This is a genomic window from Streptococcus sp. 32226D021BW, assembly GCF_053545015.1.
In genome coordinates this window covers 1-23,198 of sequence record NZ_JBPPVC010000021.1, presented here as the reverse complement: position 1 = coordinate 23,198, position 23,198 = coordinate 1, and the positions used below count along the sequence as shown (strand labels likewise).

At 41.6% G+C, this 23,198-nt stretch carries 26 protein-coding genes and 1 tRNA gene; 6 read left to right on the top strand and 21 right to left on the bottom strand.

All coding sequences use genetic code 11. The features are described from left to right. Positions 1–251 precede the first annotated feature (251 nt). Positions 252–1,559 carry a surface-displayed alpha-enolase gene (eno, locus tag ACEE44_RS09945; RefSeq protein WP_099871461.1) on the bottom strand — a complete coding sequence of 436 codons (1,308 nt, stop codon included), beginning with the start codon at positions 1,557–1,559 and terminating at the stop codon, positions 252–254. A gap of 149 nt (positions 1,560–1,708) precedes the next feature. Between eno and ACEE44_RS09940 the strand changes: the two genes are divergently transcribed. Then, entirely contained in the window at positions 1,709–2,158 is a 450-nt protein-coding gene (locus tag ACEE44_RS09940) for a DUF1694 domain-containing protein (RefSeq protein WP_449172121.1), read from the top strand. A 9-nt stretch (positions 2,159–2,167) separates the two neighbouring features. Here the strand turns inward: ACEE44_RS09940 and ACEE44_RS09935 are convergent, their stop codons facing one another. Next, a complete protein-coding gene (locus ACEE44_RS09935; protein WP_449172120.1) occupies positions 2,168–3,298 on the bottom strand; it encodes a glycerate kinase family protein in 1,131 nt (376 codons plus the stop codon). Between the two features lie 106 nt (positions 3,299–3,404). On the opposite strand from ACEE44_RS09935, the gene ACEE44_RS09930 reads away from it, so the two are divergent. Then, positions 3,405–4,046 carry an HAD family hydrolase gene (locus tag ACEE44_RS09930; RefSeq protein WP_449172119.1) on the top strand — a complete coding sequence of 214 codons (642 nt, stop codon included), beginning with the start codon at positions 3,405–3,407 and terminating at the stop codon, positions 4,044–4,046. Between the two features lie 34 nt (positions 4,047–4,080). Here the strand turns inward: ACEE44_RS09930 and serB are convergent, their stop codons facing one another. The 8 genes from serB to ACEE44_RS09890 form a co-directional block, all read right to left on the bottom strand. Then, positions 4,081–4,725, bottom strand: coding sequence for a phosphoserine phosphatase SerB (gene serB / locus ACEE44_RS09925; protein ID WP_449172118.1), 645 nt, complete (start codon positions 4,723–4,725; stop codon positions 4,081–4,083). A 44-nt stretch (positions 4,726–4,769) separates the two neighbouring features. Continuing rightward, positions 4,770–6,494 carry a septation ring formation regulator EzrA gene (ezrA, locus tag ACEE44_RS09920; protein ID WP_449172117.1) on the bottom strand — a complete coding sequence of 575 codons (1,725 nt, stop codon included), beginning with the start codon at positions 6,492–6,494 and terminating at the stop codon, positions 4,770–4,772. Positions 6,495–6,582: 88 nt separating this feature from the next. Then, positions 6,583–8,535 carry a DNA topoisomerase (ATP-hydrolyzing) subunit B gene (gene gyrB, locus ACEE44_RS09915; protein ID WP_449172116.1) on the bottom strand — a complete coding sequence of 651 codons (1,953 nt, stop codon included), beginning with the start codon at positions 8,533–8,535 and terminating at the stop codon, positions 6,583–6,585. Positions 8,536–8,732: 197 nt separating this feature from the next. Beyond that, on the bottom strand, positions 8,733–9,272 hold the full coding sequence (locus tag ACEE44_RS09910) for a DJ-1 family glyoxalase III (RefSeq protein WP_449172115.1): 540 nt from the start codon (positions 9,270–9,272) through the stop codon (positions 8,733–8,735). Positions 9,273–9,285: 13 nt separating this feature from the next. After that, complete coding sequence (locus tag ACEE44_RS09905) at positions 9,286–10,503, bottom strand: FtsW/RodA/SpoVE family cell cycle protein (RefSeq protein ID WP_449172114.1); 1,218 nt, start codon at positions 10,501–10,503, stop codon at positions 9,286–9,288. A 385-nt stretch (positions 10,504–10,888) separates the two neighbouring features. After that, positions 10,889–11,131 (bottom strand): type B 50S ribosomal protein L31, encoded by a 243-nt coding sequence (locus tag ACEE44_RS09900; RefSeq protein ID WP_029944240.1) that lies wholly within the window; start codon positions 11,129–11,131, stop codon positions 10,889–10,891. 120 nt (positions 11,132–11,251) lie between these two features. Next, positions 11,252–12,280 carry an FAD:protein FMN transferase gene (locus tag ACEE44_RS09895; RefSeq protein ID WP_449172113.1) on the bottom strand — a complete coding sequence of 343 codons (1,029 nt, stop codon included), beginning with the start codon at positions 12,278–12,280 and terminating at the stop codon, positions 11,252–11,254. Beyond that, complete coding sequence (locus tag ACEE44_RS09890; protein WP_449172112.1) at positions 12,267–13,211, bottom strand: DHH family phosphoesterase; 945 nt, start codon at positions 13,209–13,211, stop codon at positions 12,267–12,269. The genes ACEE44_RS09895 and ACEE44_RS09890 overlap by 14 nt, the downstream gene beginning before the upstream one ends. A 94-nt stretch (positions 13,212–13,305) precedes the next feature. On the opposite strand from ACEE44_RS09890, the gene ACEE44_RS09885 reads away from it, so the two are divergent. The 3 genes from ACEE44_RS09885 to ACEE44_RS09875 are packed head-to-tail and all read left to right on the top strand — an operon-like array spanning position 13,306 to position 15,270. Continuing rightward, positions 13,306–13,761: a flavodoxin gene (locus tag ACEE44_RS09885; RefSeq protein WP_105113236.1), complete on the top strand. Its 456-nt coding sequence runs from the start codon at positions 13,306–13,308 to the stop codon at positions 13,759–13,761. Positions 13,762–13,811: 50 nt separating this feature from the next. Then, positions 13,812–14,090, top strand: a complete 279-nt coding sequence (locus tag ACEE44_RS09880) for a chorismate mutase (RefSeq protein WP_449172111.1) — start codon at positions 13,812–13,814, stop codon at positions 14,088–14,090. Next, positions 14,080–15,270 carry a chloride channel protein gene (locus tag ACEE44_RS09875; protein WP_449172110.1) on the top strand — a complete coding sequence of 397 codons (1,191 nt, stop codon included), beginning with the start codon at positions 14,080–14,082 and terminating at the stop codon, positions 15,268–15,270. The genes ACEE44_RS09880 and ACEE44_RS09875 overlap by 11 nt, the downstream gene beginning before the upstream one ends. A gap of 213 nt (positions 15,271–15,483) precedes the next feature. On the opposite strand, the gene ACEE44_RS09870 is transcribed toward ACEE44_RS09875, so the two are convergent. From ACEE44_RS09870 to ACEE44_RS09860, 3 genes are read right to left on the bottom strand one after another with little or no spacing between them, the layout of a single operon-like run. Further along, the gene (locus ACEE44_RS09870) at positions 15,484–15,729 is read right to left on the bottom strand and encodes a hypothetical protein (protein ID WP_449172109.1); all 246 of its coding nucleotides are present in this window, start codon (positions 15,727–15,729) and stop codon (positions 15,484–15,486) included. A gap of 52 nt (positions 15,730–15,781) precedes the next feature. Further along, on the bottom strand, positions 15,782–16,015 hold the full coding sequence (locus ACEE44_RS09865; RefSeq protein WP_449172108.1) for a hypothetical protein: 234 nt from the start codon (positions 16,013–16,015) through the stop codon (positions 15,782–15,784). A gap of 4 nt (positions 16,016–16,019) precedes the next feature. Next, positions 16,020–16,439: a hypothetical protein gene (locus ACEE44_RS09860; protein ID WP_449172107.1), complete on the bottom strand. Its 420-nt coding sequence runs from the start codon at positions 16,437–16,439 to the stop codon at positions 16,020–16,022. 117 nt (positions 16,440–16,556) lie between these two features. Here ACEE44_RS09860 and ACEE44_RS09855 point away from each other — a divergent pair, with 117 nt between their 5' ends. Further along, a complete protein-coding gene (locus ACEE44_RS09855) occupies positions 16,557–16,814 on the top strand; it encodes a tyrosine-type recombinase/integrase (protein WP_449172106.1) in 258 nt (85 codons plus the stop codon). 89 nt (positions 16,815–16,903) lie between these two features. Here ACEE44_RS09855 and ACEE44_RS09850 read toward each other — a convergent pair. The 8 genes from ACEE44_RS09850 to ACEE44_RS09815 form a co-directional block, all read right to left on the bottom strand. Beyond that, a tRNA-Arg gene (locus ACEE44_RS09850) sits at positions 16,904–16,975 on the bottom strand. 46 nt (positions 16,976–17,021) lie between these two features. Continuing rightward, positions 17,022–17,696 (bottom strand): hydrolase, encoded by a 675-nt coding sequence (locus ACEE44_RS09845; RefSeq protein WP_449172105.1) that lies wholly within the window; start codon positions 17,694–17,696, stop codon positions 17,022–17,024. Positions 17,697–17,846: 150 nt separating this feature from the next. Beyond that, positions 17,847–18,194 (bottom strand): 50S ribosomal protein L19, encoded by a 348-nt coding sequence (gene rplS / locus ACEE44_RS09840; protein WP_011921928.1) that lies wholly within the window; start codon positions 18,192–18,194, stop codon positions 17,847–17,849. 170 nt (positions 18,195–18,364) lie between these two features. Continuing rightward, on the bottom strand, positions 18,365–18,970 hold the full coding sequence (gene sodA / locus ACEE44_RS09835) for a superoxide dismutase SodA (RefSeq protein ID WP_449172104.1): 606 nt from the start codon (positions 18,968–18,970) through the stop codon (positions 18,365–18,367). Between the two features lie 74 nt (positions 18,971–19,044). Continuing rightward, positions 19,045–20,076 (bottom strand): DNA polymerase III subunit delta, encoded by a 1,032-nt coding sequence (gene holA, locus ACEE44_RS09830; RefSeq protein ID WP_449172103.1) that lies wholly within the window; start codon positions 20,074–20,076, stop codon positions 19,045–19,047. 64 nt (positions 20,077–20,140) lie between these two features. Continuing rightward, the gene (locus ACEE44_RS09825; RefSeq protein WP_449172102.1) at positions 20,141–21,061 is read right to left on the bottom strand and encodes an MBL fold metallo-hydrolase; all 921 of its coding nucleotides are present in this window, start codon (positions 21,059–21,061) and stop codon (positions 20,141–20,143) included. A gap of 10 nt (positions 21,062–21,071) precedes the next feature. After that, complete coding sequence (locus ACEE44_RS09820) at positions 21,072–22,025, bottom strand: LysR family transcriptional regulator (protein ID WP_449172122.1); 954 nt, start codon at positions 22,023–22,025, stop codon at positions 21,072–21,074. A gap of 257 nt (positions 22,026–22,282) precedes the next feature. Then, a partial coding sequence (locus tag ACEE44_RS09815) for an LPXTG cell wall anchor domain-containing protein (RefSeq protein WP_449172101.1) occupies positions 22,283–23,198 on the bottom strand: 916 nt, incomplete at its 5' end.

Genomic DNA, 23,198 nt, shown 5'->3' with positions numbered 1-23,198 from the left:
AGTCCGAAAATTTTCGGACTTGTTCTTACTATAACCCTCGCTATGCTAGCTCGGGGATAAATTAGTACACTGTACTACGAAAAACAAGTCTGGAAATTTCCAGACTTGTCCTTATTATGACCCTCGCTATGCTAGCTCGGGGATAAAACAGTCTCCCAGACATTGAAAAACAAGTCCGAAAATTTTCGGACTTGTTCTTACTATAACCCTCGCTATGCTAGCTCGGGGATAAATTAGTACACTGTACTAATTTATTTTTTCAAGTTGTAGAATGAGTTCAAGCCTTTGTAGACTGCAACTTCACCAAGTTGATCTTCGATGCGAAGCAATTGGTTGTATTTAGCGATACGGTCTGTACGTGACAATGAACCAGTCTTGATTTGGCCAGCGTTAGTTGCAACTGCGATGTCAGCAATTGTTGAATCTTCAGTTTCACCTGAACGGTGTGATACAACGGCAGTGTAGCCAGCTTCTTTAGCCATTTCAATAGCTTCAAATGTTTCAGTAAGAGTACCGATTTGGTTAACTTTGATAAGGATTGAGTTAGCAGCACCTTCTTTGATACCACGTGCAAGGTAGTCAGTGTTTGTTACAAAGAAGTCGTCACCAACCAATTGAACGCGTTTGCCAAGACGCTCAGTAAGAGCTTTCCAGCCATCCCAGTCGTTTTCATCCATACCATCTTCGATAGTGATGATTGGGTATTTGTTAACCAATTCTTCAAGGTAGTCAATTTGCTCTGCAGATGTACGAACAGCAGCGCCTTCACCTTCGAATTTAGTGTAGTCGTAAACTTTACGCTCTTTGTCATAGAACTCAGATGACGCACAGTCGAAACCGATCATGATTCCGTTTTCGCCAGCTTCGTAACCAGCAGCTTCGATAGCTTCGATGATTGTTTCAACACCGTCTTCAGTTCCTTCGAACTTAGGAGCGAAACCACCTTCGTCACCAACAGCTGTTACCAAACCACGAGCTTTCAAGATTTTCTTCAAAGCGTGGAATACTTCAGCACCCCAGCGAAGACCTTCTTTGAATGAAGGAGCGCCAACTGGCAAGATCATGAATTCTTGGAAAGCGATTGGAGCGTCTGAGTGAGAACCACCGTTGATGATGTTCATCATTGGAGTTGGCAATACTTTAGTGTTGAATCCGCCAAGGTAAGTGTAAAGTGGCACTTCAAGGTAGTCAGCAGCTGCACGTGCAACAGCGATAGAAACACCAAGGATTGCGTTTGCACCCAATTTACCTTTATTAGGAGTACCGTCAAGAGCGATCATAGCACGGTCGATAGCTTGTTGATCACGAACGTCATAACCGATGATAGCGTCAGCAATCACGTTATTTACGTTGTCAACAGCTTTTTGAGTACCAAGACCAAGGTAACGAGATTTGTCACCATCGCGAAGCTCAACTGCTTCGTGCTCACCAGTAGAAGCTCCTGAAGGAACCATACCACGTCCGAAAGCACCTGATTCAGTATAAACTTCAACTTCAAGTGTAGGGTTACCGCGTGAGTCAAGGACTTCGCGAGCGTAAACATCAGTAATAATTGACATTATATTACTCTCCTTTGAGTTTAAAATAGTTACATTGCTATCATACCCTAAAATAAGAGATTTTTCAAGAAAAAACAGGCTATTTTACTGAAAGAAATAATGTAAACGCCTTCCTTTGCATTTTTACTGGGATATGCTATACTAAAATTATGACTGATTTACATACTACAATTTTACAAAAAGCCTCTGGTGAAACCCGTCTAAATCCTGATGAACAGCGCTTATACATGGGAACTTATCGCGAGCGCGTTGTTCTTCTTCTCACCTTCGAGGATCTAGCAAATGAGCTTGTCATATCGGCATTCGACACCATCTGCCAAAAGCTAGCAAATAGCTACATGCCTCTCTTACTTAAACTCTCCCCCTCCCTAGCAGACAAGCAACAAATTTCCCTGATGAAACTCGCTCAAGCCCATGGAATTACTTCTTCCATCATCGATGAGAAAATTGGGCAATCTCCGTACGCTCTGGTCTTCCATACAGATCATGCAGTTGATTTAGAAAAAATTAACTTAGAAGTTATCTTTCCAAATCTTGTCAAGAAGGAAGAAAAAAAGGAAGATAGCAAACCTTCCTTCTGGAAAAAACTATTTGGATAAGCTATTTCTTTAATCAAATTCTTCCAATTTTCCTCCCAACTGAAGAATTCTTGCCACCTGCTCTGCCGTGCGGACCAGGTTTTTTTCTGCTTTTTGAAGCGTGTCCTCCAAACTTTCAACGCTTGCAATAATCGGAAAAGCGGCGCAGATATTTTCAAAAGGAAACTCAGGAAGGTCATCTTTGAGGCTACCACAAATTGCAATGATTGGAATGCCATTTGGAGTCCGTCGTGCCACTCCGATAGGTGTTTTACCTGCCAAACTCTGGGCATCCATTCGTCCCTCGCCGACAATAACTAGATCAGCCTCAGCTACTCGCTTGTCAAAGTCTAATTGATCCAGAACAAAGTTTATGCCTGTTTGGATACGGGCACCTGCAAACTGCACCAAGCCTGCCGCCATACCTCCCCCTGCACCAGCACCAGCCAGTGTCAAGATTGCTGGATTGACAAGCTGATAAAATCTTTCCATTTCTCTATCCACTTGCTCAAAATTCGTGGCTTCCAGCCCCTTTTGACCAGCAAAAATATAGGTAGCACCCTGATGTCCACAGAGAAGATTATCCACATCAGTTACCAAATCAATCTGAACAGCCGACAGTTCCAGGCCCATATCTTCTGTGGAAAAGTTCGCAATCTTACCCAGATTGGCACCGATGGCTTCCAGTTCCTGACCCTCTCTGTCATAAAATTTTACACCAAGACCTGCTGCCATTCCGATGCCACCATCATGGCTGGCAGATCCACCAATTCCGATGAAAAACTGGTTGGCACCTTTCTGCACCAGTTCAACCAGCAGTTCACCCACTCCTCTAGTAGAAACTAGCAAAGGATTTCTTTTTTCTAGCGGAATGCTGGCAAGTCCCACTATCGCAGCCATTTCAAAAACAGCAAGACCATCTCGCATTGCATAGTCAACACATATCCTATCCCCAAATGGTCCTGTCACTTCTGTCTGATATTTCTCTAAACCCAAGGCTTGTGTCAGACTGTCGAGGGTTCCTTCACCTCCATCACCCAAAGGAAGCAAATCATAATTTGCCTGTGGATAAACCTTTGAAAATCCCTGCTTTATGGCTTGAGCAACCTCTATTGCTGAGAGAGATTCTTTGAAGGAATCTGGAGCAATTAGAATACGCATCAATATCCCACCTTTCTATATAAATTGTAGCACTCCTTTCCAGGTCTTTCAAGAAAAATTCGAGTATTTCCTTAAAACATGATATACTGGACAAAAGGAGGCTTCTATGTATCAGACTATTTTATTTGACCTTGACGGTACCTTAACAGACTCTGGACAAGGTATCCTAAATTCCGTCGCCTACGCCCTGAACCAAATGGGGATTGAGGAGCCGAACCCAGAAAACTTAAAATGCTTCATTGGTCCTCCGCTCTACGAATCCTTTGCCCGTTTTTATCAACTAAATCCAGCAAATACCCAGGCAGCTGTTGATGCCTTTCGGGTTTATTTTAAAGAAAAGGGCATGTTTGAAAACCAACTCTACGACGGTGTTATTCCTCTTTTAGAAGCTCTGACGGAAGCAGGTAAAACCTTGGCTATCGCCACCTCTAAACCCGAAGTCTTTGCCAAGCAAATTCTAGAATATTTTGGCATTGCTCATTATTTTGATGTCATTTCTGGAGCTAGTTTAGATAGCAGCCGTATTAGTAAGACTGATGTCATCTCCTATGCCTTAGCCCAGCTGAACTACAATCCGCAAACAAGCATTATGGTCGGGGATCGTGAACACGATATCCAAGGTGCTCAGGCCAACCAGCTAGCTTCTATCGGAGTCCTTTATGGCTACGGAAATCGACAAGAATTGGAAGAGGCTGGCGCAACAATGATAGCCGAAACCCTTCTTGACTTAAAACAACTCTTAATCTAAGCAAATAGAAAAAGCCAGCAACCAGCTGACTTCCTCAATATTTACCATCCAAAATCTCTATTAGTTTATAGAGATTTTTTTCATTGATTTGATAAGGTGCCTGTTCTTGAACAATTGGTTTAGCACAGAATGCCACGCCAATTCCTGCTTCTTGAATCATAGGTAGGTCATTTGCCCCATCCCCCATAGCAATAGTCTGAGATAGAGCTAGGCCATTTTCAGCCGCCCAGGCTTCCAAACAAGCCTTCTTGGTATCCTTGGTCACAATATCACCCAAAACTTGACCTGTCAAAAATCCATCAACTACTTCTAAACGATTAGCACGAACATAATCTAATTCTAACTGACTAGCAAGACGATCCACTGTTTCATGAAATCCACCTGATACGACCGCAACCTTGAAACCACGATTTTTTAATTCCGTAACCAATTCCACCGCTCCTGGTGTAAAATGAATTTTTTCCATAATCCGATCAAAAACAGAAACAGGCAGTCCCTTTAACAAGGCAACACGCCCGCGTAATGCTTCTTCAAAATCCAATTCCCCACGCATAGCACGTTCTGTAATGTCTGCAACCTGCTCGCCTACACCTGCTTCCTCACCAAGAAGGTCAATACCTTCTTCCATAATCAGTGTAGAATCCACATCCATAACCAATAAACCTTTTGTCATTTTCATATCCTTTCTTGTATAAAAATAAAAAGCCAAAAATGGCTCTTTATTTAGTAACGAATTGCTTCGCGTGTTTTTTCATAAGAACGAACAAAGCGTTCTGTTACACCAGGTTCTACTGTTTCCAAGGCAAATGAAATCTCTTCAAAGGCTGCTTGGTAGTCAAAGTCTCTTTCAAAAATATCTAGTGAACGATTGAAAGCTGCTTGAATTCCTTCATTGGTTGAACGATAGCGGTTAGAATACTGCAAGAGTTGTTCTGTCAAGGTCGCATTCTGAACGATAAGGTAAGCTAATTCTTCCAACTGATTCATATCGTAAGTCGCATTTTCTAACAAACGATTAACAACTTCGATGTTAATTCGTTTATAATCCAATTCTGCAATCAGACCTTCCACATGGTCACTGGTTCTGAAGAAGTTTGTCAGAAACTCAGCCGGGATACCAGGGAGATTGCGTTTCTCCATGTAGCGTTTTAGGGTATGAAGCTTATTGATATAGAGAGTAGCTTTCTTACGAGCTGTACTTTCTGATAATTCTTGTGATTTAAGGTATTCAGCCAGTACTAGTTGTTCTTCTTCAATTTCTTTCAAACTTGAAAGCGAATGATCCAATCGCTCTTCCAGAATAGAATATGCCACCTGTGGCGTTTCAATACCTTCAACACTCTCAGCGACGACAATCTCAATAGTTTCCAAACGTTTTTTCAGTTGGTTAATACGTGAAAGCTTGCTGTCTGCCAATAGATAGTTGGCATTTAAACGCTGACTTTCTTCATCCAAAAGTTGGGTATTTTGTACCACATGTTCCAAAAATTTTGGTAGGTTCTTACTAATCTTATTAGCAGACTTGTTAGCCTCAATTTCCCGATTAAAGAGCTTATATAAGTGGTCAATCTTAGCTTGAATGCCCTCATTTTCAGCTTCTGCCGCATCCAAATCAAAAGATACAATCAAGGCAGTATTTTCACGAATAGAAACTCGAATATTTTGGAATTGGGATTCGATATTTCCTTCTGTAAACAAGTAGTTTTGCTCTACAAGTTTACGGTAGCCTGATTCCAAGTCTTCCAGCTGCTCTGGAAAATCCTTACTAACACGTTCAATCAACTGCGGAATACGATCCATAATCTGATTGAGAGCAATCATGTGCTCCTCTGTCTTATCAAGAATTTCAGATGCTTCAATCGGATCACCAGATGAGTTGAGCATAACAAACTCAGAAAATTCAACTTCAATATTTTTCAGTTGTTTTTCCAGTTCTGGCAAGGTTTCTCCATAACTTTCAGAATTATCACGAACAGAGGCTTGCAGATTTTCGAACAAATCCAAGGCATGTTTGACACGACCTGAGTTCTTCTCCTCCTGTTCCTTCAAATCCATCAAACCATGACGGATAGAAGAAATATCTTCTTCAATTAGGTCAATCTGACTTTCAATGCTATCAATAGCATTCTTAGCACTGACAAAACGGAAAGAATTATTAAAAGCTTCTGCTTCAAAAATATGATTTTCAATATCTGCAAATGAATTGAGGGATAGATCAACCCATTTTTGATTCCACTCACGGAAGGAAACCTGGCTTTGACCAATCAAGTGAAGGGCCTTTACCGCTTCAACTTCTTCATTTACAGGGAGGTTAAATAGCTCTTCCTTGCGCTCTTCTAATGCAACCAAGAGGTTGTCATTACGTTTGCGAACAATCAGGCAGGCTACATAGGCAACGATTAAAATAATAACAATCGAAACGATTAAGATGATTGTTCCTGTAGGCATGTAAATCTCCTTAGTTCATAGTAATTACTAGAAAATATCGCTTTATTATACCATAAATCTCTAGCTTATGCACTTGTTTTCTCAGTTTTTAGACATCTAATGTTGAATATACCGCATTTTCTTCGATAAACTCACGGCGAGGCTCTACCTTATCCCCCATCAACATATCAAAAATCTTATCTGCTTCTGCAGCATCATCAACTGAAACACGCGCCATCAGACGATTCTCTGGATTCATGGTTGTTTCCCACAACTGATGGTCATCCATTTCTCCCAACCCCTTATAACGTTGGATGGTTGGTTTAGAACGTCCAGTACTATGTCTTTCTAAGGCTTCTTGCAATTCTTGTTCCTGATTAACACCTGGCTGAATGTATTCTTTGATTTCACTTCCAACCTTTACCCCATAAATTGGTGGCTGGGCAATGTACACATATCCAGCTTCTACAATCGGACGCATATAACGGTAGAAGAGGGTTAAGAGTAAGGTACGAATATGGGCTCCATCGACATCGGCATCGGTCATGATGACCAATTTCTGATAACGAGCCTTCTCTACATCAAAATCCGCTCCAAAGCCAGTTCCCATAGCTGTAAAGAGGCTACGAATTTCCTCATTGGCCAAAATCTTATCCATGCTGGCCTTTTCTACGTTCAAAATCTTACCGCGAATTGGCAAAATAGCCTGGAACTCACGGTCACGACCAGATTTTGCTGAACCACCCGCAGAATCTCCCTCCACGATGAAGAGCTCTGTCTTAGTCGCATCATTTGATGAACAGTCTGCCAACTTGCCTGGCAGGTTAGAAATTTCAAGACCTGATTTCTTACGGGTCACCTCACGAGCACGTTTGGCAGCAATCCGCGCCTTGGCCGCTACAATACCCTTGTCCACAATCCGACGAGCAATCTGAGGATGCTCCAAAAGGAATTCTGAAAAGGCATCTGAGAACAAACGGTTAGTGATTTTAACAACTTCACTATTTCCAAGCTTGGTCTTAGTTTGTCCTTCAAACTGAGGACCAGGGTGCTTAACAGAAACAACAGCCGTCAAACCTTCACGCACATCCTCACCAGTTAAGTTGTCATCATTTTCCTTGAGAATTTTATTCTTCTTAGCATAGTCGTTGATGACACGCGTCAGAGCTGTACGGAAACCTTGTTCGTGGGTACCGCCTTCATGGGTATGGATATTGTTGGCAAAGCTGACCACATTTTCATGATAACTAGTTGTATATTGCATAGCAACTTCAACGGTAATGTCATCCATCTGACCCTCAGTATAGATAGGGGTTTCAAAAATGACATCCTTGTTCTCATTGAGGTATTCCACGTAGGAAGCAATCCCACCTTCGTAGTGATACTCCTTGGTTTGTTCCATTCCCTCACGCTTGTCCGTAATAGAAAGATTTAAACCGCGGTTTAGAAAAGCTAGTTCTTGGATGCGTTTATTTAATTTAGCAAACTCGAACTCCGTCGTTTCAGTAAAGATTTCTGGGTCTGGTGTAAAATGTACAGTCGTACCAGTGCGGTCTGTTTCACCCACCACCTTCAAATCAGCAACCACCTCACCACGACGGTATTCTTGGAAATAAACCTGACCATTTTTATAGACATGGACATCCAATTGAGTCGAAAGGGCATTTACTACGGATGAACCTACGCCATGCAGACCACCTGAAACCTTGTATCCGCCTCCGCCAAATTTACCACCGGCATGGAGAACTGTGAAAACTGTTTCTACGGCTGGTCGACCTGTTTTTTCCTGAATATCGACGGGGATACCACGACCATTGTCCACAACCGTGATGGAATTATCTGGTTCGATATAAACTTCAATCTTGCTGGCAAAACCGGCCAAGGCCTCGTCAATCGAGTTATCGACAATTTCCCAAACAAGATGGTGAAGGCCTTCTTTAGAGGTTGTTCCGATATACATACCTGGACGCATACGAACAGCTTCCAGACCTTCCAAAACCTGAATCTGACTGGCATCATATTCTTGTGCTTTTTCTTGTAAATCTTTGATTTCTTCTGTCATTCTTATTCCTTTATTTCTAAGCTCTACTCTCAAAAACGTTAAACCATCCGACAAGATTTGAAGTATCTGGATAGGAAAAACAAGAGTATAAAAACTTTACAATCGTACCCAACATTATACCATATTTTTCATAAAATTCCCACCAAAAAGGAGCTGAATTTCTACTTCAGCTCCCTACTTTCCAAAACTATATTCCTCTAAAATTTATGAACCATGACCCTTGCCAGACCTTGACCATCGCCACCAAGTAAGTCAACCAATTTATAGGCAAAGTCCAAGCTAGTACCTGCACCGCGACTGGTAATAATTGGTCCGTCTACGACTACATTTTCTGCAAAATGAATACCAGTGGAAATATCTGCTTCTTTCCCTGGGAAACATGTATAGCGACGACCATCCAGTAAACCAGCCCTGTCTAGAACGATCGGAGCCGCACAGATAGCCGCAACCCGTTTCCCATTTGCTACCGCCTTTTGCAATTCTGCAATCAAACGGTCATCATCACGGAGATTTAATGAACCAGGCATCCCTCCCGGTAGGACAATCAAATCATACTGGCTCAAATCCCCATCAAACAAACTATCTGCTTCAACCTTGATAGCATGGGAACCTTCCACACGAATACTGGTTAAACCAATCATATCGCATTGAAAATCTGCTCTTCGAAAAATATCGACAGGAGCCAAGGCTTCAATTTCTTCAAAGCCATTTGCCAACATAACTGCAACTTTTACCATAGTAACCAACTTTCTAACGTTCTAACGTAATTTTCCTGTATTTCCGTGATCTCACTTCTTCTTTTTCATCCGCTAGATGCGACTGGTAACTCATAGATAGTACCAAGCCAATCCCAATCAGATTGGACACTATAGAAGAGCCACCTTGAGAGATGAATGGAAGTGGGATACCTGTCAGAGGTAGTAAACCAGTAGCTGCCCCGATATTTTCAAATACATGGAAGAGGAGCATCATAATATAACCTGTAGAGATGTAGGTATAATAACGATTATTGGATTTTAATGTAATCCGTAACATCCGATAAATCAGCAGGAGGTAGAGGCCGATCAAGACTGTCCCACCGATAAAACCAAAATCCTCACCGATAACTGTAAAAATCATATCACTTTCACGAACCGGAATGAGCAGATTTGTTTTATTGAACCCTAGACCTTTCAGACCACCGCTACCGATAGCAATCAAACTTTGAGCCTGCTGATAGGTCGTTGATTGTGCGTGTTTAAAGGGGTCTAACCAAGCTGAAATACGGTTGATTTTATAGGTGTCCATACCCATATTATGCAGGAAGGTTGTCCCACCTGGCGATACAAAAATCAGCATAAAGCCTGCAACCAGTACCAAGATGGTCACAGCTGTCGGTAGGAGAATTTTCCATGACACCCCCGACAGGAGAAGCATCCCGCTGAAGATGGCCACGAATACCAAAGAAGTTCCCAAGTCACTCTGCAAGGCCAGTAGCACCAAAACAGGAAGAGTAAAGAGAGTCATATAACCAATCAGCATAAAATCTTCTCGAAGACCTCGTTCAGTATGGTGCTTATGGAAGGTGACAATAACCCTTGCAATCATGACAATATAGGATATTTTCATAAATTCCGACGGCTGAAAGAGGGTCATACCGCCAATAGTTACCCAGTTTTTCGCACCAGTCGAAGCCACCAGGTCTGGACTGTAGAAGAATAAGGGCAGGACCATCAGCCCTAGTCCTAGCACATATAGGAAGGGTGTGATTTGCCAAAGAAACTTGGTTGAAAAGAACATAACCAGGAATGCTGCTACGATTCCAATACCTATCCAGGCAATTTGTTGCCCCACCATTTGCAAAACACTATCTGGATAGTCCTGGCTCACTGCAATAAAAAGAGCTAAGATGCCTACAACCAATAAAAAAAAGACTGGTAAAATAAGAGAGTAGTCAATTCGACTATCTATTGTTCCTCTGTATTTCATAGATTACCTCATACTTTCGTTTCTAAGAACTGGTATTCACAAGTAAAGTGCTAAACTGTGAATACAGCACTAAATATAGCTTTTAACATTATAGCAAAAAAAACGAAAAGGCTCTAGCAGGAAGAAAAAATCGACTGGTCAACACACTAAAAACTCGAACATTTATCTACAATGTATATTCAGACAAATGGCAATCATTTTGGCAATCACGCACCAAAAAAGCCCTCTTTTATTTCTAGAGGCAAAGAAAAAATGGTCCATCAAGGACTGTCGTTTGCCTTCTCTAGTTTTAAGAGGCAAAGAAAAAACAGTCCGTTAAGGACTGTCGTTTGCCTTCTCTAGTTTCAAGAGGCAAAGAAAAAACAGTCCGTTAAGGACTGTTTTTTTACTTGAGACCGTATTTTTTGTTGAAACGATCCACACGTCCATCTGCTTGAGTGAACTTTTGACGTCCAGTATAGAATGGGTGTGAGTCTGATGAAATTTCCACACGGATCAATGGATAAGTTTCACCTTCAAATTCTACAGTTTCGCTAGTTTTCTTAGTTGAACCACTAAGGAACTTGTAGCCAGTAGTTGTGTCCATGAAGACAACAGTGCGATATTCTGGATGGATATCTTTTTTCATTTTAAAAATTCCTTTCTGCCATGGTCTCTTTCCGAGCCATAGATTATAACCACTTAAGTTTACCAAAACTTTTTTCTTCTGGCAAGTCTTTTTACCTATTTTTCAAACATTTTTAACAGATTATAGGACAGAAGCTCCAGAAGCCAGGTCTGAGGTCACTCTTGCCCCAAATCCCCCTCTGGATGGGCTCCCCAAACTATCTGAGATTCGCTCCTTGCCTGCCAGTATTTTATTAGAAAGTCCTGATGTCACAAAAATCTTCCCATCAAGACCTATCAAGACCACCTCAATGCCATCCGTCTCTTCAACCACTTTAATAATCTGATCAATAGCTTGACCGAACAGTCTGGTCGTCCAAATTTCACCATCGACAGAGTTTTTAGACACAATGGTCACACTGGCCAGCTGACTCTGGATAGGATAACCCGTTTGCGAACTTAAAATGTGGTGGTAGGTCTGACCATCTACCGTGAGGCTACGTTCGTAAATACCAGAGGTGACAACCGACTCTTCGCCTATCTTGAGGACGAGGGCATTTTCACCCCGTGTTTTCTGAGGATCCTGAATACCAATTCGCCAGCAACCATCTGGATTATGCGGAGCCTGTCCAAAAGTCAAGACATTGCCTCCCAGGTTAATCAGTCCAGCCTCTACTCCAATTCTTTTTAGAAAATCAACAATCCTATCTGCTACATAGCCTTTGGCTAGGGCGCCCAGATCAATGGCCATGCCTTCTTTTTTTAGATAGACCGTCTGCTCTTGGTCATCGAGTTCGATATCCCTTGGATTGATGAGCTGGAGTTTTTCTGAGATGACTTCGGGACTAGGGAGCTTAGCATCACTAAATCCAATCCGCCAGCTTTGTACAAGGGGACCGATGGTAATATTCAAAAAAGATCCCTGAGCCAGACTGTGTTCCTTACCCAATTTTATCAATTCATACAGGTCATCGGCAACAGGAACCGCCTGCACACCTGCGTTGAGATTGACCTCCATCAATTCAGATGTCAAATCATTGGCAGAGAATCGGTCCTTATATAGATAGAGCAACTCTTCAACCTGATCTAAAATTGGTTCTGCATCTGGGTACCATATTTTAGTTTCTATGATGGTTCCCATTAGACGAAGGGAACGGCTACTTGCTTGCATTCCTCACGACCTCTTGAATTTCTTGATAGATTTGCTCATTTTCGGAAAGGGAATAAGAGTTAGCACCGCTGGCTAGTGGGTGGCCACCACCATCGTGGCGCTTGGCAATCTCGTTTATCGGAATGTACTTGCTGCGTAGTCGTACTCTATAGTTTCCGTCAGTTTGTTCCACAAAAATCCCCCAAGATTGTACAGTGCCAATCCGCCCTGGAGCCCCAACGATAAAGGAAGTATCCGCATCGGTCACCCCGTATTTTTTGAGGATATCCTGAGTCAAAATGACCCGTGCTGCACCGTGCTCATCGACTTCCAAGTTGTCGTAAACGTAACCTGTCAACTTGGCAATCTTGAAATCAATGGTATCCATCTGGCGGGACATTCTTGCGAAGTCAAAATCTTCCTGACGAAGTCGAGCAACAATTTCAAAAGTGCGTGAACTAGTCGCCGGATAAAGAAAACGTCCCGTATCGCCAACAATACCAGCATATAGCAGAAGAGCAGTTTCCCCGTCCAATTCCAACTGGCTTTGAAGGGCCAATTCTGCAATCATTTCACTGCATGAGCTAGCCTCAGTATTGACCCAGAGCAAGTCGCCGTATGGCTCTTCATTTGGATGGTGGTCGATTTTGATCAGGAAATCACCCTGAGTGTAGCGGTCATCATCCACACGGGCTGTATTGGCTGTATCCGTTACAATAACCAAGGCCCCTTGATAATCTTGGTCGGAAACCTGATCCATTTCTGCCATCCAAACAAGATTCGGCTCATTAAAACCAGTTACCTTGATGTTTTTTTCAGGAAAATTCTTCTGCAAGAGCTTTTGCAAGCCAACCTGACTGCCAATGGCATCTGGATCTGGTCGTTGGTGACGATGAATGATAATAGTGTCATATTCGCGAATTTTTTCGATAATTGTACTGTAAATAGTCATAGCAACTCCTTTTCATCATTTTAGCATAAACTTCCCCTTTTGAAAATGATAGGAGTATGGTATAATAAGATTACTATGTAATTTGGAGGAAATTATGGCACTAGCAAAAATTGTTTACGCTAGTATGACTGGTAACACAGAAGAAATTGCTGATATCGTCGCCAGTAAGCTAGAAGAGTTGGGTTTGGAAGTACAGGTGCACGAATGTACGACCATTGAAACAGAAGAAATCTTGGATGCTGACTTAATTGTCGTAGCCAGCTACACTTATTCTTATGGTGGTGATGGTGAGCTTCCAGATGAAATCGTTGATTTCTATGCTGACCTAGCGGACTTGGATTTGACTGGTAAGGTGTACGGTGTTTGCGGTTCTGGTGATACCTTCTATGATGACTTCTGCAGTGCAGTAGATGACTTTGATGTCATGCTTGGTTCACGTGGTGCAGTCAAGGGTGCTGAAAATGTCAAGGTAGACCTTGCTGCTGAAGACGAGGATATCGTTAACCTCGAGCAGTTCGCAACTGATCTTGCAGCAAAAGTAAATGAATAATCAAATCAACCAGTAACATCTGTTACTGGTTTTCTTAAAAGGAGAAGAACATGAATCTAGATCACATTCGCGAAAATATTAACGCTATTGACAGTCAATTAGTTGACTTGCTTGAACAACGCATGGAGCTAGTTGATCAAGTCACAGCCTTTAAGCGAGCAACTGGCAAACCTGTTTTGGATACCAGTCGGGAAATTGCTGTCCTTGAACGCGTTGGAAAGCTAGTCCAGAAAGAAGATTACCGCTCAGCTATTCAAGCGACCTTTAGCGACATCATGGCCCAGTCAAGAGCCTATCAAGCTGCAAAACTAGCTAGCGATGACCAATAAAGGTAAACAAATACTTCAACTCCTGCTCTTTTCCGTCCTAATGGGACTGGTAGCTGGATTGGTCACTACATTCTTCGGGAAGTTTTTATTAGAAATTGGACAAGTACGTTCAGAATATCTCGATTACCTTGTTCCTTTTCTTGCATTGGCTGGATTAGTAGTTGTATTTGTCTATCAAAAATGGGGCAAAGAAGTTCAAGCAGGGATGGGGTTGGTTTTTAAAGCGGGACTAGGTGAAGACAGTCACATTTCTCCAGTCTTAGTACCGCTCATCATCTGCACGACCTGGCTCAGTCATCTTTTTGGAGCTTCTGTTGGTCGTGAAGGTGTAGCCGTTCAGCTTGGAGCTAGTCTTTCGCATTGGTTACAAAAACATGGTTTCACACACTTGCCCAAAGACATGATAACAAAGATTGGTATGGCCGCAGGTTTTGCAGGGCTATTTCAAACACCATTGGCTGCTAGTTTCTTTGCTATCGAGGTCTTGATAGTTGGTCAATATGCTTGGAGAAATTTGGTCTATTGTTTAATAGCTGCCTTTACAGCCTCTACTACTTCACATTTATTGGGCTTGGAAAAATTTACTCATGTCATTTCGGCTTACTCATTCAAGTTTACAGATAGTTTCAAGTGGTTCTTAATTGCCTTATGCTTTGGTTTCATCGGCAATCTTTTTTCCTGCCTTATAGAACAAGCAAAAAGGTATTTGACTTACTGGTTGCCAAATCCTTACCTAAAAATAGCTATCATGGGTCTTGGGTTAACAGTCCTTCTATACTTCTTCCATCACGGTCGCTATTCGGGTCTGGGTACTAATTTGATTGAGGCCAGTTTAGTTGGGGACCACGTATTTGTATATGACTGGCTACTCAAACTCCTGCTCACCTGCTTGTGTTTGGCAGCAGGTTTTCAAGGCGGTGAAGTCACTCCACTCTTTGCTATTGGAGCTAGTTTTGGTGCTCTTTTAGCTGGATTACTGGGGCTGCCAGTAGAACTTGCTGCTGCCCTTGGCTATTGTGCTGTATTTAGCTCAGCAACCAACACATTACTGGCACCGATTTTAATCGGCTACGAGGTATTTGGTTGGAACATCATCCCCTACGCCATTCCAGTACTTGCCCTAGCTTATCTTGTAAACAGAAAACAGACGATTTATGGACAGCAGATAAGAAAATTTTAAACACAAAAAGCCCGTCAAATCGGGCTTTTTTAGGTGGTTTTTATCTTCCCTGCAGTTCGGCAATTTTTTCTAGCAAAAGTACCTCTCGGTTCCTTAATAACTAATTCTTTGCTTTCTCTTTGGCTTAGTAGTCACAAAAGCCCAATGTGCCAGCAAAGCACTATCCACCAATTATTGCAGTCTTTCCCGCTGTCAAGATGTCGGACCACCTCCTTAGCGTTTCCAGAACGGTTTCTTGACATTGCTACTAGTCACTTGATTTTCAATCTTGTCAAACCTTGAATTAGTAGCCTGTGCATTGCATTCGATAATCGAACATAGTGCAGTGATTTCTTTTGTCTGCTCAACAATCTTGTCATTCTGCTCAGTCATAGCCGACACAAGCAAATGCTCACGAGCTAAACACTCAGCTAACTTAATTTCAAGCAAGCGTTTTTTCTTGATACGTTTGTTACTCATAACGACCCCTTTCTATTTTCTGCAACAAAAAAGCACTCGATATCTCGAATGCTTATCCCCACCCAAATGCCAACTCTTTGTGGTAGTTCCCGTCTTGGTTTTTAAAATTTTGTAAAAACTTCCCTAAATACTTCATATTGGCATCGTCAAATGTATTTACACGAATCACTTTCGTTTCAGGGTTAAAAACAATCGTTTGCTTATGCTCCTCCTTGTTTTCAGGGTAAATCTCATAGTGATAAAAACCATCGTCACCAATAGCTATCAAAACAAATCTTAAATACATACCTTTACCCTTTCTTTTTAAATTCATCGACAGCTTCGGAGGAATTAAATAACTCATCAACTTTTTTGTGAGCTGTATCATAATCCAACTTTCCAATCACATACATATAATCATGTCCTAAGCGTTCATGCTTCTGCAAAATTAAATCATGTGATTGAATATTTTTTCCAGAAATCAATCTCTCCCATGATTGAGCCATGTCGATGTCTGGTGCTAATAACTCCTTCCCATAATTCAACTCATGAACATTATTAAACACACGTTCGAACGCTTTATCAACATCATCTTTCGAAAAGCCATTCATTTCTTTGAACTTCCCAATATTCGAATAGATTTTACGCTTTTCCAAATCTTGATTGCTGTTTTTTATCCTTTCGTAGGTTAAATAAGCATGTTTTTCGGCTGTAATAAAATCCTTTGGCAAAAGCGTATTATTTGAATCAGCACGAACATAATTCTTTGTGCCAGCTTGAACAAGAAGTCCGATGCGTTTCCTTTCCTCTATTTTAGCATTTTTTAAAGGAACAGACCAATGTTTTGAGTGTGCATAGACTTAAATAACCTTCCTACTTCCTCTGCAAATACAATGACTAGACGGCTGAAGAAATACAACCCAAATTTCACCACTCACATCTTCAGGCACTACCATATCTCATATCTAAGTGAGAAAACGGTCCCAATCAAAGCTGTTATGGATCGCGTAAGGCATTCAGACCCGCAAACCACCCTCAAAATATACTCACACACTACTCGCGACATGATAGACTACATCAACAAGAGTACAGCGGAACTCTTTTAGCTTGCCCCTTTCGTGCCCCTCGGTCACATTTCAGACAAAACAAAACCCTTGAAAACATTGATATTTCAAGGGTTTTTGTTGTATTTTTATCTCCCCTGCAGGAATCGAACCTGCAACTAATTCTTAGGAGGAATTTGTTATATCCATTTAACTAAGGGAAGCTATTCTTCTATTTTAACTCATAAAATAGAAGATTGCAAGGTCGGGCTAGTCCTTACTTGATATTCGATATTTTTCCATTTTCTTTTTAAAGAGTTCGGCATTGCTTGGAGCGGTATAGGAAATGGCATTGGCTCCTGCTTCGATAACACGACGTATGGATTCTTCAGTTGGACCGCCTGTCGCAATGATAGGAAAATCTGGAAGAACTTCACGTATTTTTTTCACTACCTCAGGAGTTTCTAGTCCACAAGAAACATTTAAAATATCTACACCAGCCTCTATTCGTGATAACAAGTCTGCCTTCTCTGAAACGACTGTGTAGATAATGGGAATATCAGCCATCTTGTTAATTTGCTCAATCGTTTTCACGTTAGTAGGACCATTGACCACAACAGCATAAGCTCCTTCGGACTCAGAAAGCAAACTCATATTGGCCGACCGCATTCCTGTCGTTAGTCCACCACCAACACCAGCTAAAACCGGGACAGAAGCAACCATCATAATACTTTTGAGGATGGCTGGACTAGGAGTAAATGGATAAACTGCTAAAACGGCATCTGCATTATGATTGGCAATAATCGCCACATCAGTTGTAAATAAAACCGAGCGGATACGACGACCATAAATCCGAATACCGCTGCATTCCTTAATAATGTCAGGTACTTGCACAATATCCTGGCGTAAATCAGACAAAACAGACGGAATAAACTGATTACTCATTTTGGATCTCCTTAGTATCTATAGACATAGTATAACATATTTTTTATGTTAATAGCTAGATAATTCCACCATCTTGAGTAGCTCTTATAAACATAGGATACCATCTATTAGAAACAAAAAAAGAAGCAACTTTCGCTGCTTCCTCCCATCTTAACGACGGATTTCTTTGATACGCGCTGCTTTACCTTGCAATGCACGTAGGTAGTACAATTTAGCACGACGTACTTTACCGTAACGTACTACTTCAATCTTATCAACACGTGGAGTGTGGATTGGGAATGTACGTTCAACACCTACACCACCAGAGATTTTACGTACAGTGTACATTTCTGAGATGCCTTGGCCTTTACGAGAGATAACAACACCCTCGAAAATCTGGATACGTTCGCGGTTACCTTCGACAACCTTAGCGTGAACACGTACAGTGTCACCAGGACGGAATGAAGGGATATCAGTACGAAGTTGACCTTCTGTCAAACTTTGGATCAATGGATTCATTTTATTCTCCTATCTTTGTCAATCATAGGTGCTTTTAAACCCAGCGGATAAACTGTATTTTTGTGCGTCCATTACACACAAAACAAATTATACTAAAATCCTCTTCCCTTGTAAAGAAAAATACTCAAAATATTGAAAAAAACAAGCGAAACTTCGCCTGTTTTACAATCTTATTTAGCTGCATTATAAAGCTCGTCAACTTTGTTCCAGTTGATTACTTCAAAGAAGGCTTTGATGTAGTTTGGACGAACGTTACGGTAATTGAGGTAGTAAGCATGCTCCCAAACATCTAATGCCAAGATTGGTTTCAAACCTTGCATGATTGGTGTGTCTTGGTTAGCAGTTGAGATAACTTCCAACTTGCCTTCTTTGTTGACTACTAAGAAAGCCCAGCCTGAACCGAAGCGAGTTGTTGCTGCTGTAGTGAAGGCTTCTTGGAAGGCATCAAATGAACCGAAAGTCGCATCAATATCGGCTGCCAATTCTGCTGAAATTTCTGTTTTTTCTGGTGAAAGCAATTCCCAGAAAAGTGCGTGGTTCAGGTGACCACCACCGTTGTTGATAAGAGCTTGACGGATATCAGCTGGAATTTGTTCCACATCTGACAAAAGTGCTACCAAGTCTTCACCGATTTCTGGGTGTTTTTCAAGGGCAGCATTGGCATTTGCAACGTAAGTTGCATGGTGCTTGTCATGGTGCAGGGTCATTGTTTCTGCATCAATATGTGGTTCCAAGGCATCGTATGCGTATGGAAGGTCTGGTAAAATAATTGCCATTTTCTTGTTCTCCTATACTAATTGATATTCTTATTTTACTCCAATTTGAGAGCCTTTTCAACTTATTTGTCTGACTATAGGCTTGAAATTTTTAGCAAAGCTAGGTCAAAGAGATAGTTTTTTTCAAACACACCTGTTTTAATTTGGTAATCTGTTTCGATCAACAATTTGACCACCTTTTTCAGAAATCCAATGGATAGGTAACGTGAATCACGTAGGGCAAATTTGATTTGATAGGGATTGACCTTTCGCCCCATGATTTCTGACAGTTCCGCTACCATTTGTGGCTCACTCTTACCTTGTTCTCGAAGAAGTTGAACCTGTAAATAAGTACGGAATTGGTTCAGCATGACTGCAATCAACTTGATTTCATCCTCCCCCTGTAAACGCAAATCACGAACAAGTTGACGGGCTTCATCGATTTTGGATTGAAGAACCAATTGGGTCAGGTCAAAAATATTATCCTGTAAGGTCTTAGGAATGGCAGCATCAATATCTGCCATAGTAATCAAATTTTGTCCTTTATAAGACTGCAAGAAGGCTAGGTTTTTACTGACTTCCGCAAACTCAAAATTAGATTTTACCAACAAATACTGAAAGACATCTCCATCCATATTCAGACCTAGACGACCCAGTTCTTTCTGGAAATACTGTCGCAAGTCCGTTTCCTTCAAGGGATTGGCTTCCAGTACCAGTCCATCTCGTTTGAGGAGTTTGACCAGACGACGCTTGCTGTCTAGCTTTCCTGGAGCTAGGACAATCAAACAGGTTGTTTCGACAGGATTTTCTAAATAAGCCTCAAACTGCTTGAGTTCGTCATCTGTCAAATGCCGCTTTTTATCCGTCGTCAAATCGGCAAAATAGTCTAATATGACTACTTTTTCATCTGAAAAAAATGGCAAAGATACCAAATCCAAATCGACCTGACTGTAATCAGCCTCAGACATATCAAAATAGGCAAAACCCAAATCTGCGGGATCAAAATCCACCTGCCTTAAAAGTAAGTCCTTGGCTATCTGATACTGACCAATATCCTCACCGCATAGAACTGTCAGGGACCCTAAATGTTCTTTTCTTAACTTCTCAATCTGTCCAATAATTGTCATATCATCCTCTACTTCTATCTCCATTTTACCATAAAAAAGCACCCAGTAGGTCACTAGGTGCTGGCTAACCAAGTTTTTTAGCAGTAGGTGGGATCATCAGCCTCCTGTCTTGCTGACTTGTAAATGGGACAAGGGGAGGACGAGATCTTTCCATATATGCCATTACTTCTTTCCCATCTGGTGTAAATTGTAGCAGGGAATAAAACGAATCATGATAAAAAAGGAAAATATAGGCGTTTTCATAGGCTTCCTTTATCCACCTTGTCTTCGCAGCAATACTATCCATCGGATAGTCATCCACAGCCGCAACCCATAAGGGATTACGATGGGCATGCGTTAGAAGTAAATCTGCCATGTGAATAATGGTCTGCTGGTCTTGCTTTAATAGAATGATAGAATGCCCCTTGCTGTGTCCACCTGTCCTGTGCATCTCAATACCTGGGATGATTTCAATGGAGGAACCAAAGGTTTTAACTTGAGATTGAATAGCTTCCCAATTCTCCTTGAGATAGGTTGCACGGGTACGGGGATTTGGATAACGGACTTCATCCCATTCTATTTCATTGATGTAAATGTTGGCATTGGGAAAGGTCGAAACAAGCCCGCCTTCTTCAAGACAGGTCAAGCCACCCGCATGGTCATTGTGCATGTGGGTCATCAGCACTCCGTCAATATCATGTCTGCTATAGCCCAATTCAGCCAAACTTTCTAACATTCTGTTCTCAGAAACAACCCCTAAATTTCTAACTTGTTTGGCATCTAATTTTTCAGTCCCCAAACTGCTATCAATCAGAAATTTCTTCCCCTTATATTCAATGAGTATAGGATCTGTCAAATCAGCTACCAAACCGCCAGCTGTTGTTGGATAATATCTGGACCAAACAGCCTTGGGGACAGGTCCAAATAAGGTACCTGCATCTGTGTATTTGTCAGATCCCCGTAGCCAGGTAATCCTCATTTCTCCAAATTCAAATGCTTGCAACATGGTTTCTCCTTTATCCGACTGGTACATTCAGACTGCTCATGCAATTGCAACCACCCGTTTGCTCTTCACTAGTTGGGACATGAAACTTCAGCATTTCCTCATAGATGAAATTCTCTGCCTCCCCCACTCGTTTACGATGCGGTCGACACAGCCAGATATTAAAGGGTAGGGCATCACGAAAGTGAACGACCCTAAACTGACTTTCATCAATCAATGCTTCGATACTACTCGGCAACACACTAACGATATCATTTCCTGCTGTTGCAGCGACCATATAGTCCCAAGAAGAGGAATGATGTAGACGTTGAATATCTATATCCTCATCCTTCAACTTCTGCATAATATTGCTATAACTGGTAAAGTTTTGATTAAAGGTCGTCATGGGATAGTCCTGCAAGTCGCTCCATTCCAAATATTCCCTATTGGCTAGAGGATGGTCTTTATCCATAAAAGCAACGTACTCATCTTTGTGGATTAGGTGCTGTTCATATTTTTTGCTATCCAGCTTGGTCGGCTCGACTAGGAGAGCTATATTTAGCTCATTGTCCACAAATTTTTTCCATATTTCCAAACCACTCCCCTCTAAAATTTCGATATTGATAGTGGGGTAATTGACATAAAATTTGGGCAAAAGATGAGAAAAATAAGCTCTCAAAATGATGGACGGAAGACCAAGTCGGATAGTTCCTTGCTGTTTAGCAGCTTCTTTTTGAATAACATCCTGCATTTCTTCATATTTGGCAACAATTTCTGTCGCAAAACGATAGACCATACGACCCGCTTCTGTCATACCATCCAAGCGCCCATTTTTCCGATTAAATAATTGAATGCCTTCACTCGCTTCAAAATGCGTGATAAATTGACTTAAGACAGACTGGCTAATATGAATTTTCTTAGCTGCAAGGGATAAATTACATCTGCACTCCACGATATTGATCAGATATCCCATTTGTACAATATCCATGCCCATGACATTACTCCTTCTTACAAGGACCAATTTTAAGAGAAGTGCTCCCCCTTCTCTTCTTTTACACGTTTTATTTATATCATTATACCATATATACTCTATTTTGCATACTTATTGATTGGACAAGTCAATTGTTTTTGAGCAAGGCTAGCCCCCCTTAAAAAAGAAAAAGAAAACGAACAAATCATCGGCTCTTGTAATTCCAGATGTTTGTTCGTTTCTGATACTAATTCTTAAGCAAAATCCATTCTGCTTTATTCAGCTTTTTTGCGACCAATCCAGAAACTAAAACCTAGGGAGGCAAGTAAGAATCCTAAAAGACTTAGATTGTTTCTCTCCCCTGTTTCAGGTAAACGATTGGAAGTTGACGTGGCTGAATTGCTACTTGTCAAGGTGGCACTTAACTGGCCTGCCTGCTCCTTAGATACAGCTACCAATGGTAACACAGCTGGCTTGGTCTCCGTATGTTTCTGCTGTTGCTGTGACAATGAGACAGCTGGCATTGCCGGAGTATAAACCTCACTTCTTGTTACTGTTAGAGGCAGGCTACCGCTTGGAATAAAATGAGTAATCCCTGTGCCTTTGGCAGTAACCAACGGTTCTAAAACGCCTGCTGGCAATTCATGACCAACACCACCTCCATTTGCCGTTTCAAGAGCTGGAAGAATTCCGACAGGCAATTCATGGGTAACTCCATTACCTTTGGCAGTAACCAACGGTTCTAAAACGCCTACTGGCAATTCGTGACGAACACCTCCTCCATTTGCCGTTTCAAGAGGTGGAAGAATTCCGACAGGCAATTCATGGGTAACCCCCTTGCCTTTGGCAGTAACCAACGGTTCTAAAACACCTTCTGGCAATTCATGACGAACACCTCCTCCATTTGCCGTTTCAAGAGGCGGGAGAATTCCGACAGGCAATTCATAGCTAACTCCCTTGCCTTTGGCAGTAACCAACGGTTCTAAAACGCCTGCTGGCAATTCATGACGAACACCTCCTCCATTTGCCGTTTCAAGAGGTGGGAGAATTCCGACCGGCAATTCATGGGTAACTCCCTTACCTTTGGCAGTAACCAACGGTTCTAAAACGCCTGCTGGCAAGCTGTGTTTGACAACTTCTCCATTTTTTATTGTGAGAATATGAAGGGGAACTACAAGCTCTTCATGGCTG

Coding starts and splice junctions, on each gene's coding strand:
- eno (WP_099871461.1), bottom strand. CDS start 1,559: ATGTCAATTATTACTGATGTTTACGCTCGCGAAGTCCTTGACTCACGC.
- ACEE44_RS09940 (WP_449172121.1), top strand. CDS start 1,709: ATGACTGATTTACATACTACAATTTTACAAAAAGCCTCTGGTGAAACC.
- ACEE44_RS09935 (WP_449172120.1), bottom strand. CDS start 3,298: ATGCGTATTCTAATTGCTCCAGATTCCTTCAAAGAATCTCTCTCAGCA.
- ACEE44_RS09930 (WP_449172119.1), top strand. CDS start 3,405: ATGTATCAGACTATTTTATTTGACCTTGACGGTACCTTAACAGACTCT.
- serB (WP_449172118.1), bottom strand. CDS start 4,725: ATGAAAATGACAAAAGGTTTATTGGTTATGGATGTGGATTCTACACTG.
- ezrA (WP_449172117.1), bottom strand. CDS start 6,494: ATGCCTACAGGAACAATCATCTTAATCGTTTCGATTGTTATTATTTTA.
- gyrB (WP_449172116.1), bottom strand. CDS start 8,535: ATGACAGAAGAAATCAAAGATTTACAAGAAAAAGCACAAGAATATGAT.
- ACEE44_RS09910 (WP_449172115.1), bottom strand. CDS start 9,272: ATGGTAAAAGTTGCAGTTATGTTGGCAAATGGCTTTGAAGAAATTGAA.
- ACEE44_RS09905 (WP_449172114.1), bottom strand. CDS start 10,503: ATGAAATACAGAGGAACAATAGATAGTCGAATTGACTACTCTCTTATT.
- ACEE44_RS09900 (WP_029944240.1), bottom strand. CDS start 11,131: ATGAAAAAAGATATCCATCCAGAATATCGCACTGTTGTCTTCATGGAC.
- ACEE44_RS09895 (WP_449172113.1), bottom strand. CDS start 12,280: ATGCAAGCAAGTAGCCGTTCCCTTCGTCTAATGGGAACCATCATAGAA.
- ACEE44_RS09890 (WP_449172112.1), bottom strand. CDS start 13,211: ATGACTATTTACAGTACAATTATCGAAAAAATTCGCGAATATGACACT.
- ACEE44_RS09885 (WP_105113236.1), top strand. CDS start 13,306: ATGGCACTAGCAAAAATTGTTTACGCTAGTATGACTGGTAACACAGAA.
- ACEE44_RS09880 (WP_449172111.1), top strand. CDS start 13,812: ATGAATCTAGATCACATTCGCGAAAATATTAACGCTATTGACAGTCAA.
- ACEE44_RS09875 (WP_449172110.1), top strand. CDS start 14,080: ATGACCAATAAAGGTAAACAAATACTTCAACTCCTGCTCTTTTCCGTC.
- ACEE44_RS09870 (WP_449172109.1), bottom strand. CDS start 15,729: ATGAGTAACAAACGTATCAAGAAAAAACGCTTGCTTGAAATTAAGTTA.
- ACEE44_RS09865 (WP_449172108.1), bottom strand. CDS start 16,015: ATGTATTTAAGATTTGTTTTGATAGCTATTGGTGACGATGGTTTTTAT.
- ACEE44_RS09845 (WP_449172105.1), bottom strand. CDS start 17,696: ATGAGTAATCAGTTTATTCCGTCTGTTTTGTCTGATTTACGCCAGGAT.
- rplS (WP_011921928.1), bottom strand. CDS start 18,194: ATGAATCCATTGATCCAAAGTTTGACAGAAGGTCAACTTCGTACTGAT.
- sodA (WP_449172104.1), bottom strand. CDS start 18,970: ATGGCAATTATTTTACCAGACCTTCCATACGCATACGATGCCTTGGAA.
- holA (WP_449172103.1), bottom strand. CDS start 20,076: ATGACAATTATTGGACAGATTGAGAAGTTAAGAAAAGAACATTTAGGG.
- ACEE44_RS09825 (WP_449172102.1), bottom strand. CDS start 21,061: ATGTTGCAAGCATTTGAATTTGGAGAAATGAGGATTACCTGGCTACGG.
- ACEE44_RS09820 (WP_449172122.1), bottom strand. CDS start 22,025: ATGGATATTGTACAAATGGGATATCTGATCAATATCGTGGAGTGCAGA.